Below are 11934 nucleotides of genomic sequence, written 5' to 3'. Positions count from 1 at the left end.
CCCATGGCCGAGAGCGCCGCTCCCACAGCCCCTGCCACGCCCGCCGCACCCGCCGCGCCCCCATCGGCGGCCGCGGCGCCCGCGGCGGCCGCGTTCGACGCGCTCGCCGGCACCCGGCCGCGCATCCGCCGCGACGTGCTGTTCACCGAGACCCCCGGCGGGGTGCTGTTCCACAACGCCGACGGCGGCTTCCACCTCACCGGCCGCACCGCCTACCGCTTCGCCTCGCTCGTCGTCCCGCACCTCACCGGGCACCACCGGCTGGCCGACCTGTGCGCCGGATTCGGGCCCGCACAGCGGGCGATGGCCGCCGAACTGGTCAAGACGCTGTACGCGCGCGGCTTCGCCCGCGACATCCCCGAGGCCGAGGCGGCGGCGGAGGACGCCCTCGACCAGGAGACCGCCGAGCGGTTCGCCGCGCAGATCGCCTACGTCGACCACTACACCGACGACGCCCCCGCCCGCTTCGCCCGCTACCGCGCCACCCGCGTCGCCGTCCTCGGCGACGACGAGACGGCCCGCTGGTGCGCGCTGAGCCTGGTGCGCAACGGCTGCGCGAGCATCGCCGCCGACGGCACCGTGGCGGCCTCCGACGAGGTCACCGCCGAGGCCGCCGCCAACGGTGCGCGCGTCGGCACGCTCACCGCCGGTGCGGACGCGGGCTGGGCCGCCCTCGACGGCCACGACGTCGTCGTGGTCACCGGCGCGGGAGCCGGGGCGCGCACCCACCGGCTGCTGGCCGCCGGGGTGCCCGAGGGCGTGACCCTCATCCCCGTCTGGCTGTTCGGCCGCCGCCTGATCGTCGGCCCGCTCTCCACCGCGGGCTCCACCGGCTGCTGGTCCTGCGCCCTGCTGCGGCTGGGCGGCAACGTCGACGCGGGCGCGGCGGCGGAGTTGTGGAGCGAGGCGGCCGGGGCCGTACCGCACGACGGGGCCGCCCTGTCCGGGCCGGTCGCCGCCATGGCCGGCAACCTCGTCGGCTACGAGATCTTCCGCCTGACCACCGGCGCGCTGCCCGCCGAGACGGCCGGCCAGGTCCTCGTCCAGGACCTGGATTCGCTGGACGTGATGGCCGAACCCGTCCAGCCCCACCCCCGGTGCACCCGCTGCGACGGAGGCGTGGAGCACGCGGCCCTGCCCGGCCCGCTCGCGCTGCCCGTCACCGCGACCGTGGAGACCGCCCGCGACGCGGAGGGCCTGGTCGAGGAGCTCAACCGGATCAGCACGGCGCTGGTCCGCCCGTACACCGGGATCTTCCGCCGGTACGACGACGAGGAGCTGACCCAGACCCCGCTGAAGCTCAGCCGGGTCGAGGTGGCGCTCGGAGGCGGTGAGCGCCGCCGGATCGCCGCGTTCGACGTGCACCATCTGGCCGGGGCGCGGACCCGGGCGCTGCACGCGGCGGCCGAGGCGTACGTGGAGCACGTCGTGCCCCCGGCCTCTGCCCCGGCCCCGTCGCCGGAGGACGGTGCGCAGGAGCTGCGGACGCTCGGGCCCGACGCCCTGACGACCGGCGGCGGGGCCGGGGCCGTGCCCGCCGCCTGGGCGGTCGCCACCTCGCTGATCGGCAAGGACCCGGTGCGCGTACCGGCCGCCGCCCTGCGCCCGTTCGGGCCGCACAACGCCGACCGGGTCCACCTGGCGACCACGGCGGGCGCGGGGGCGGGCGGCAGCGCGGCGGAGGCGGCGGGCCGGGGGCTGCTGTCCGCGCTCGCCCACGACGCGCTGCTCCGCGCGGTACGGGGCGCCACCCGGGTGAGCCCGCTCGCGGTCGGCGGCGACGATCCGGAGCTGGTGTTCCTGCTGAAGTCCGCCGCCAACCTGGACATCGCCGTGGACCTCCTGGACCTGGGCGAGGCCGACCGCACCTCGGCGCACGTGGTGCTCGCCCGCGAGGCGAACGGCCCGTCCGCCGGAGCCCGTTGGGCGGTCGGGGCCGGGCTGTCGCGGCGTACGGCGGCCGCGTCCGCCCTGCGCGACCTGCTCGGCCAGGTGCAGCTCGCCGCCGAGGACCCGGCGGCGAGCGTCGACCTGGGCGACCCGCTGGTGGCCGACCTGGCCCCCGGGACGATCGCGGTGGGCGGGGAGTCGGTGGCGGCGGACGCGGCGGAGACCACGTTCGACGCGGTGCTGGAGGCGCTGCGGTCGGCGGGACGCGATGCGCTGTACGCGCCGACGACCCCGGCGGACCTGGACTCCGGCCCGATCGCCACGGCCCGGGTGCTGCTCACGGTGGACGGCGAGGGTGGCCCCGATGGCCGTTGAGACCCTGTCGGCCGCGCCGACCGCGCCGGTCGCCTCGACCGTCCCCGCCACGCGCTCCGCATCCGTGCTGGCCGAGTCCACCCGGCTGCTCGCGGCGCTCCTGCGCGACGGGCTCGCCCGGCACGGCGGAGAGGCGGCGGGTGCCGCCCCGGTGGACGTCCAACCCCTGGGCGTACGCGATGCGTTCGGGGTCGACGAGGCGACGGACCCCGCCGGTGCCGTCGCGGGCGACGAGGACGTGGCGGACCCCGCCCGCGCCGTCCCCGTGCGCTACTACGGGCGGCACGCCGTCGTCGGCCCGTTCCCCGTGCCGCCCGGCGCCGAGCAACGCCCGTGCGCCCGCTGCCTGGAGCGGCGCTGGCAGGGCGTGCGGTCCGTCGCGCTGCGCGAGGCGCTGGAGCTCGGTGCCGGGACCCGGGCCGCGGGCCCGAACCCGTACATCACCCCCTTCGCGGCCGAGGCCCTCGCCGGTGTCATCGCCGCCCGCGCGGCCGGCGGCGGACCGGACACCGGGGCCTTCCCCGCCGTCCATCTCGTCGACCTCCAGACCCTGGCCGTCCGCCACTACCCGCTCGTCCCCGACCCGGAGTGCCCCGGCTGCGGGCGGCCCGAGCCCGACAGCGACGCCTCGGCGGCCCTCACCCTGCGGCCCGCGCCCAAACTGCGGCCCGACGGCTTCCGGGTCCGGGACATCGGGACGTACGAACTGCCCGTCGCGCCCTACGCCAACCCCGTCTGCGGGTCGCTCGGGCCCTCCGTCGTCCAGGACGTCTCCTCCACGTCCACCTCCGCCACCATCGGCTGCTTCTCCATGCGTTCGGGGCCGTATCTGCGCGAGACGTTCTGGGGCGGGCACGCCGACACCTTCGCCGAGAGCCTGCGCATCGGGGTCCTGGAGGGCCTGGAGCGGTACGCGGGCATGCGGTCCCGCGCCAAACGCGCCCAGGTGCGGGCCAGTCTGCACGCCCTGCGCGCCGAGGGGCGGGCCGTCGTGGACCCGCGCGTCTGCGGCCTCTACTCCGACGAATTCCACCGCGCCAACCCCCGCGTCCTGCCCTTCACCCCGGACCGCGAGATCCCCTGGGTGCGCGGCTGGTCGCTGCGCGACGGACACACCGTCCTGGTCCCCGAGGTGCTCACGTACTACCACGCGCCGGGCCTGGAGAACCGGTTCGTGCAGGAGAGCTCCAACGGCTGTGCGTCCGGCGGTGCGTTGGAGGAGGCCGTCTTCTTCGGGCTGATGGAGGTCGTCGAGCGGGACGCGTTCCTGCTCTCCTGGTACGGGCGGGCCGCCCTGCCCGAGATCGACCCGCGCACCAGCCGCCGCCCCGCCACCCGGCAGATGGTGGACCGGCTGGAGATGTACGGCTACGAGGCACGGTTCTTCGACACCCGGATCACCTTCCCGATCCCCGTCGTCACCGGCGTCGCCGTCCGCCCCGACGGCGGGCCCGGCCGGATGTGCTTCGGTGCGGGGGCCGGGCTCGACCCGGAGGCGGCGCTCGCCGGGGCGCTCTGCGAGATCGCCACCGACGCCGTCAACCTCCAGGGCCGCACCGAGCGCGACGAGGAGCGGCTGCGCGCGATGACGCACGACTTCGCGAAGGTCGAGGCGCTGCACGACCACCCGCTGGCCTACGGGATCCCGGAGATGGGCGACCACGCGGACTTCCTGCTCGGCGCACCGGGAAGCGTCCGCCCGCCCCTCCGCTCCTTCGACGAGCTGTACGGGGACGGGCCCGGCGCGCGGCCGGTCCTTCCGGTCTCCGACGATCTCCGCGAGGACCTCACGCGCTGCGTGGACGCTGTCGCCGCCGCCGGGTTCGACGTGGTCGTCGTCGACCAGACCATGCCGGAACAGCGCGACCTGGGCCTGACCACGGTGAGCGTGATCGTGCCCGGACTGCTGCCGATCGACTTCGGCTGGACCCGTCAGCGGGCCCTGCGCCTGCCCCGGCTGCGCACCGCCCTGCGGGAGGCGGGCCTGCGGACGGCGGACCTCACCGACGCCGACCTGAACCCGGCCCCGCACCCGTTCCCATGACCGCGCCTCTGCCCGCCCCCGGCCCGCGCCCGCCGCGCCCTTCCTCCTCCCGCTCCCTCTTGCCGTGACCAAGGAGCTCGCCATGGGATACGCCCATGAATACGCCGCCGCGATCATGTATCGCGGCCGGGTCCCGATGGAACCCGTGGACTATGTGCCGAACTGGCAGGACGGCCCCCGCAAGGCCAAGTTCCACCCGGACACGGACGGCTTCCCGCTGCCGGACGCCCCCTACCCGCCCGGGGCGACGCTCGACCGGGGCCTGTTCCCCGAAGGCGGCCCCGGCCAGGGGGAGTTCGACCTGGGCACGCTCTCCGGCATGCTCCGTGACTCGTACGGGCTGACCGGCCGCCGCCTCGGCGTCCAGGCCAACACGGACCTGAACGCGCTGCCGTTCTACCCGCTGGCCAACTGGTCGCGCGGTTCCGCCTCCGGCGGCGGGCTGTACCCGGTCAGCATCCACTGGGTGTCCGGGCCGAGCGGCCCCGTACCGCCGGGCGTGCACTACTACTCCACCCGGCAGCACTCCATGCGGCGGCTGCTCACGGGCGACGTCTCCGGCCGGGTCCGCGACGCGCTGGGCGAGGGCGCGCCGGGGCCGGAGACCGATCAGTACCTGGTGCTGGGCATCAAGTACTGGCAGAACTCCTTCAAGTACAACAGCTTCTCCTTCCACGCCGTCTCCATGGACCTCGGGGCCTGCGTCCAGACCTGGCGGATGTGGGCGGCCGCCCGGGGGCTGGCCGTCGAGCCGGCCCTCTGGTTCGACGAGGAACAAATCGCGGAACTGCTCGGCGTCGACCCGAGAGAGGAGGGCATCTTCGCGGTCGTGCCGCTCAAGTGGGCCGGTGCTGACGTGGGTTCGGGCCGGTCGCCGGCCTCCGCCACCCCCGTGTCCGTCCGGCACAAGGACGTCGAGCGCTCCCGTACCGTCCTCACCTTCGACGCGCTGCTCCGCATGCAGGCCGCCACCTCCGCCGACGCCGCCGCCCGGCCCGCCCCCGGCGCCCTGGCCCCGGCCGCCGCCCACCCCGCCGACGAGCGGCTGCCGGAGGTCACGCTGCCGGCCGCCCGGCCGCTGGACGCCGACGTACGCACCGCCCTGCGCGCCCGCCGCTCCAGCTTCGGCCGGTTCGACGCCCGGAAGCCGGTCACCGCCGACCAGCTGGCCGCCTGCCTGGCGGCGGCCGCGGCCGGATCGCGGCTCGGCGGCGACACCGGTGACGTACGGCTGGCGAAGCTGTACGCGTTCGTCGGCCATGTGGAGGGCATCGAGCCCGGCTCGTACGCCTACGACCCCGAGGCGCGGAGTCTGCGGCGGGTGAAGGAGGGCAGGCCGGGGGAGTTCCTCCAGAAGAACTACTTCCTCGCCAACTACAACCTGGAGCAGACCGGAGCCGTGCTGGTGCCCACCGTCCGCACCACCGCCGTCCTCGACGCGGTCGGAGACCGGGGCTACCGGCTGGTCAACGCCACCATCGGGGCCGTCGCCCAGTCCGTCTACACCGCCGCGGCTGCCGTGGACCTCGGCTGCGGGGTCGCCCTCGGCTTCGACAACATCTCCTACATCGAGGAGCTGGGGCTCGAAGGGACCGGCGAGGCGCCCCTGCTGATCATGATGATCGGCAACGAACGCCCGGCCCCCGCCGACTTCCGCTACGAGATCGCCTGAGCGGGGGACGACGATGACCGACACCGCGAACACCGTGGGCCCGACGGACTCTGCTGATGGCCGGCCCGCGTTCATGCTGCGCGTCGCCGGGCTTCCGGTCGACGACGTGCAGACCCTGCGCTGCCCGGACAGCCGCCGCTGGGCCGACGAAGTCCTGGACACCACCGAGCAGTTGGCGCTGCTGGCCGAGAAGGTCGCGGACCAGCTGCACGGGCTGATCGGCGGCAGCGACGACGAACCGCTGCGCCGCGTCCTGCTGAAACTGCGCCGCGACGTCTTCAACAACCGGCTGCCGGACCCGGTGGCCGCCGAGCGCGCCCTCGCCCGGGTCCGTGACCTGGACCCGGCCGCCGCCCGGGCCCTCGCCGACTGGCTGACCGGCCGCCGGGCGCTCGACGAGCGGCGGAGCGCCGGGGCCGGACTGCTGGCCGCCGAGACCGGCCGCAGCCGCACCGAACTGGCCCGGATCGCCGGTCACGAGAGGCTGCGCAAGGGCCTGCTGCTCGCCTCGCCGACCCTGGACGCCCAACTCGACGGCTACCGGCGGAAGACGGACCGCGACGCCGGGGCGCGGCCGGACCGCAAGCAGCGCAAGATCGAACGCTCGCTGCTCTCCTACGTCTACCGGACCGCCTGCAAGACCAGCCCCTTCTCCACCTTCACCGGCGTCGCACCCGGGGTCTTCGGCGGTTCCGACGGGCTGCGCGTGCGGGTCGGCGAGGAGTGGCGGACGCAGGTCCGGCTGAACGTCGTGGCGCTGGGCCGGCTCGCCGACGCGGTGATCGCCGACCCGGTCCGCCGCGCCGATCTGCCGCTCGCCCTCGCCTCCGGCTGGGGGCGCGACGACGACCGGGTCCGCTACGTCCGGCGCTGGGTCACCACGGGCGACGAGGACGCGGCCGTGACCTTCGACGCGGTGAAGGACCGGCTGTTCTTCCTGCGCCGCAGCGGCACCCTGGAACGGTTGCTCGGCCTCTTCGAGGAGCGCGGCACCCTCCGCTACGGCGAGCTGGCGGCCTGGCTGGAGCAGGACCGGGGCGCGGCGCGCGAGGAGTGCGAGCAGTACCTCGGGGCGCTCCTGGACGTCGGCATGGTCCAGGTGCCGTGCCTGCGCACCGAGGTCCACGACACCGACCCGCTCCGCGCCTTCCAGGACGCGCTGCGCGGCCTGGACCGCCCCTGGGCCGACCGGCTCGCGGACCGGCTGGAGGAGCCCGCCGAGCGGGCCGCGCGCTTCGCCGACGCCGGGCCGGACGAGCGGCGGGCCCTGCTGGAGTCCGTACGGGCCGGGCTGCGGGCGGTCCAGGAGGAGGAGCTGGGGGCGGAGCGGGCGAAGGTCCCGCAGACGCTGCTGTACGAGGACGCGGCGGCGGGCTCCGGGGTGGGGCTGGATCCCGACGCCTGGCGGGAGCTGGCCGCAGGGCCGCTGGCGGCGGTGGAGCGGGTGCTGCCCGCCTTCGACCTCACCCTCCCGCAGCGGATCACCTTCCAGGGCTTCTTCCTCGCCCGGTACGGCCACGGCGGGCGCTGCGACGACCTGCTGAAGCTGGTCCACGACTTCCACGAGGACTTCTTCGACCAGTACATGACGTTCTCCGCCGGGCGCACCCCGTACGACGCCGACGGCGCCTACGTGCCCGAGGTCAACTGGCTCGGCCTGGCGAAGCTGCGCGCCCTCGACACCGCCCGCCGCACCTTCACCGACCGGATGGCCGCGCTGTGGCGGACGGCGGAGGCGGCGGAGCCGGGCGCGGCCGAAGTGCGGGTCGACGAGGACTTCCTGGACGCGATATCCGGTGAACTGGATGGCATCGCACCCGAGTTCGCACCGATGAGCCACCACGTCCAGATCGCCGACCGGCCCGGCGACCCGCTCGTCGTCCTCAACCGGTCCTACGGCGGGGTGTCGTTCTCGTTCACCCGGTTCACCCAGCTCTTCGACGGCCTCGACGAGCAGCTCCTCGCGGACACCGACGCCCTCGTGCCCGAAGGCGCGGTCCTCGCCGAGGTCACCGGCGGCCCGGTCACCAGCAACCTCAACCTGCACGGCCGGCTCACCCCGTACGAGATCGTCTGCCCGGGCGAACGCGGCACGCTGGAGCCGGAGTTCCGGATCGCGCTGGACGACCTCTATCTCGTGCACGACCCGGAGGCCGACCGGCTCGTCCTGCGCTCGGTCCGCCTGGACCGCGAGGTGATCCCCGTCTACCTCGGCTACCTCGTCCCGCTCGCCCTGCCCGAACTGCCCCGCACGCTGCTCCTCCTCTCGCCGACGTCGATGGCCCCGCTCAACGTGTGGGCGGGCGTCCCCGAGGGCGAGCCGCGCGGCGGGGTCACCGGGCGGCCCCGGGTACGGCACGGCTCGCTCGTCCTGAGCCGGCGCAGCTGGAGCGCCCCGGCCACCGTCCTGCCGCTGCACCGGCCCGGCGCCCCGGAGGACGGCTGGTTCCTGGACTGGCACGCCTTCCGGCGCACCCACGCCCTGCCCGACCGGGTCTTCGCGACCGTGTCGGACACCGGGGCCCGGGGCGCGACCGGGGCCAAACCGCAGTACCTCGACTTCGACAGCCCGCTGTCCCTGTCCGCCTTCGAAGCCCTGATCAAGTCGCCGGACGCCCGGGTGGTGTTCCGGGAGATGCTGCCGGACGAGGACGCGCTGTCCACCGTCTCCGGCCACGGCCGCCATGTCGCCGAACTGGCCGTGGAGACGGCCGTACCCGTCCGCAGGAGGACCGTATGACATCGCTCATGACCGGAACGGCCGGAGCCTGGCAGGCCACCCACGTCTTCTACGCCGCCAACCCCCGCCCCTTCCTCCTGAACTGCGTCCGCCCGCTGGTCGCGGAGCTGGAGGCGGACGGGCTGCTCGCCGGGTACTTCTTCATCAACTACTGGCTGGAGGGCCCCCACGTACGGCTGCGTCTGAAGCCGTCCTCGCCCGCCGCCGAACCGGAGGTGGCCCGCCGCGCCGAACAGGCCGTGGACGCGTTCCTCGCCGAGCGGCCGGCGCTGTACGAGGTCGACTCCGGGTTCCTCAACGACTTCTACAACACCCTCTTCGAGATCGAGTTCCCCGGCAGCGAGCGCGGCCACTACACCGACGAGCAGGGCCGGATGAACCTGCGCCCCAACAACTCCCGCCACCGCGAGCCGTACGAGCCGGAGTTCGGGAAGTACGGCGGGCCCGCCGGGATCGAGCTGGCCGAGTGGCACTTCCGGCACTCCAGCGATCTGGTGATCGACGCGCTGGCCACCAAGAACCTCCACCTGCGCACCGTCCTGCTGGGCACCGCCGCCCAGTTGATGATGGTGATGTCCTCGACCTTCCTGCCCGGCCGGGACGAGCTGACCGACTACCTGGACAGCTACTACGAGTTCTGGCACCGCGCCTTTCCCGGCACCGGCTTCATCGGCACCGACGAGTACGACCGCAACTACGCCCGCACGGCGGACGGGCTGCGGGACCGGTTCGCCCGGGTCCGGGCCGCCACGGCACCGCCCGGCAGCGCCCGCTCGCTGCCCGGTTCGCTGGCCGGCTGGGCCGAGCACTGCGCCGAACTCCGCGACCGGGCACGGAAACTGGCCGAGGACGGCGACCTGGTCTTCCGGTCCTGGGACGGCGAGCGGGACGAGCGGGTCACCGACCCGGCCGTGGCGCTGCCGCTGCTGCTGTCCCCGTACATGCACATGACCAACAACCGGCTGCACGTCACCATCCGCGACGAGGCCTACCTCAGCCACGTCCTGGGCCGGGTCCTCAAGGAGTCCGCATGAGCGCATCCGGGGCCGCCCCCGGCTCGCTCGCCTCCTACCGCCCCGCGCTGCGGCCGCGCGTCCTGATCGGCGACGCGCTGCTGGACGGGGCCGCGACCGTCCACCTGATCAAGGACGCCGAGACCGGCAACTCCTTCAAGGTCGGGGCCAAGGAGCACTTCCTCATCGCCCGCATGGACGGCGGGCGGAGCCTCGCGGAGATCGGCGAGGCGTACGCGGGGGAGTACGGGCGGCGGCTGGCGGACGCCCACTGGCAGCAGCTCCTGGCCCTGCTCGGAACGAAGGGCCTGCTGGCCGGGGCCCCCGCGCCGAAGAGCGCCCGGGTCCCCGACCCCGTACCGGAGAAGCGCACGCTCCTGCGCGGCACCCTCCCGCTGGTGGCCGACGCCGACGCCACCACCGCCCGGCTGCACCGGGCCGTCGGCTTTCTGCTCGCGCCCTGGGCGATGGTGCCGCTACTGGCGCTGATCCTCGCCATGGAAGTGGTGGTCCTCGCCCGGTCCGGCGAACTGCTGCTCGCGGTGCGGGAGTTGTTCGGCAATCCGGTCCTGCTGACCGGCACGGCGGTGCTGCTCTGGGTGAGCACCGCCCTCCATGAGCTGGCGCACGGCGTGGTGGCCCGGCACTACGGCGGGCGGGTCGCCGAGATCGGGCTGCGGTGGCGGCTGCCCGCCGTCATCATGTACTGCACGGTCGACGACTACCTCTATTTCGGCAGCCGCCGGCACCGCATCGCCACGGCCGCCGCCGGCGCGGTGATGAACCTGCTCTTCCTGCTCCCGTTCTTCGCGCTGTGGCTGTTCGCCCCGCTGGACAACGCCACGCACGAGGCGTTCGCCGCGCTGCTGCTGCTCGGCAGCGTCCAGGCGTTCGCCATGCTCGTACCGCTGCCGCCGCTCGACGGCTACCGGATCGCGGGCCAGCTCGCCGGGGCCACCGGCCTCGCCGCCTCGGCCGGCGCCTATGTCCGGCTCGCCCTGCGCCGCGCCCCGGAGGCGGCCGCCTACCCGCGCCGCGCCCGGATCGCCTACCCCGCCTATGTGTCGGTCACGGTGCTCGTTCTCGCTCTGATCGTCGCGGCGGTCGTCGCGGCCGCCCATCATCTGTTGACGGCCTGAAGTCCCGCCCCCAGGCCCGGCCCCATGACGTTGCCGGACCGTCCGCCGGGCCCGCCGTCGCCCTCGCCGACGTCCACAAGACGTACGGCGCGACCCGGGCCGTCGACGGGGTCTCGCTGACCGTCGCACGCGGGGAGTTCTTCGGGCTGCTCGGGCCCAACGGGGCGGGCAAGACCACGCTCGTCGAGATCATGGAGGGCCAGCGGCGCGCCGACTCCGGGACGGTGACGGTCCTGGGGGAGAGCCCCTGGCCGCGCAACACCGCCCTGCTGCCCCGGCTCGGCGTGCAGACCCAGTCCTCGTCGTTCTTCGTCCGGCTGACCGCCCGCGAACACCTGGTCACCATGGCGGCCCTCTACCGGTGCGACGCGGCCGCCGCCGAACGCGCGCTCGCCTCCGTCGGCCTCACCGAGCAGGGGAACACCCGGGTCGACGACCTCTCCGGCGGCCAGCGGCAGCGGCTCGCCATCGCCTCCGCCCTGGTCCACGACCCCGAGCTGATCTTCCTCGACGAGCCGACCGCCGCCCTCGACCCGCAGGCCCGCCGCTCGCTGTGGCAGGTCCTGCGCGACCTCAAGGGCCAGGGCCGCACCATCGTCTACACCACGCACCACCTGGACGAGGCCGAGGCGCTCTGCGACCGGGTCGCCATCATGGTCGCGGGCAAGGTCGCCGCACTGGACAGCCCCGGCCGGCTGATCGCCGCCTCCAGCCCGACCACCCGCCTCCTCGTCCCGGCCGACCGCCTCACCCCCGAACAGGCCCGCGCCATCCCGGACGTGGACCGGGTGACCGAGGAGGGCGGCTCGATCGTGCTGGAGACCCTCGCCGCGGGCAGGGTGCTGGCCGCCGTCGACGAGATCGCCGGACTCCAGGGCGTACAGACCAGGACGGCCAGCCTGGAGGACGTGTACCTGGAGCTGACCGGCGCGGAGGCCGGAGCCGGAACCGGAGCCGGAGCCGGAGCCGGGGCCGGGGCCGGTACGAGCACCGGCACCGGCACCGGCTCCGGGGCCCCGCAGCCGTAGTCCAGGCCGATCCGCCCTCCACCCCCCCCGTGC

7 protein-coding genes are annotated in these 11934 nt (G+C 74.8%); all 7 read left to right on the top strand.

Annotated elements, in window-relative coordinates; translation table 11 throughout:
- The first annotated feature begins 3 nt into the window (after window positions 1-3).
- Entirely contained in the window at window positions 4-2265 is a 2262-nt protein-coding gene (locus tag KV381_RS13845; protein WP_218785300.1) for a TOMM precursor leader peptide-binding protein, read from the top strand.
- The gene (locus KV381_RS13840; RefSeq protein ID WP_218785299.1) at window positions 2255-4309 is read left to right on the top strand and encodes a TOMM precursor leader peptide-binding protein; all 2055 of its coding nucleotides are present in this window, start codon (window positions 2255-2257) and stop codon (window positions 4307-4309) included. The genes KV381_RS13845 and KV381_RS13840 overlap by 11 nt, the downstream gene beginning before the upstream one ends.
- An 82-nt stretch (window positions 4310-4391) precedes the next feature.
- Window positions 4392-5981, top strand: coding sequence for a SagB family peptide dehydrogenase (locus tag KV381_RS13835; protein ID WP_218785298.1), 1590 nt, complete (start codon window positions 4392-4394; stop codon window positions 5979-5981).
- Between the two features lie 13 nt (window positions 5982-5994).
- Window positions 5995-8721, top strand: a complete 2727-nt coding sequence (locus KV381_RS13830) for a lantibiotic dehydratase (RefSeq protein ID WP_218785297.1) — start codon at window positions 5995-5997, stop codon at window positions 8719-8721.
- Window positions 8718-9755 (top strand): lantibiotic dehydratase C-terminal domain-containing protein, encoded by a 1038-nt coding sequence (locus tag KV381_RS13825; protein ID WP_030086229.1) that lies wholly within the window; start codon window positions 8718-8720, stop codon window positions 9753-9755. Before KV381_RS13830 ends, KV381_RS13825 begins: the two co-directional genes overlap by 4 nt.
- Window positions 9752-10873 (top strand): site-2 protease family protein, encoded by a 1122-nt coding sequence (locus KV381_RS13820; RefSeq protein WP_218785296.1) that lies wholly within the window; start codon window positions 9752-9754, stop codon window positions 10871-10873. Before KV381_RS13825 ends, KV381_RS13820 begins: the two co-directional genes overlap by 4 nt.
- Complete coding sequence (locus KV381_RS13815; RefSeq protein ID WP_256995233.1) at window positions 10870-11901, top strand: ABC transporter ATP-binding protein; 1032 nt, start codon at window positions 10870-10872, stop codon at window positions 11899-11901. The genes KV381_RS13820 and KV381_RS13815 overlap by 4 nt, the downstream gene beginning before the upstream one ends.
- Window positions 11902-11934 lie beyond the last annotated feature (33 nt).

Origin of the sequence: Streptomyces sp. WY228 (assembly GCF_019287315.1) — a bacterium.
Lineage (GTDB): Bacteria > Actinomycetota > Actinomycetes > Streptomycetales > Streptomycetaceae > Streptomyces > Streptomyces caviscabies.
The sequence above is the reverse complement of the archived record's forward strand: the minus strand, read 5'-3'. Positions and strand labels throughout refer to the sequence as shown.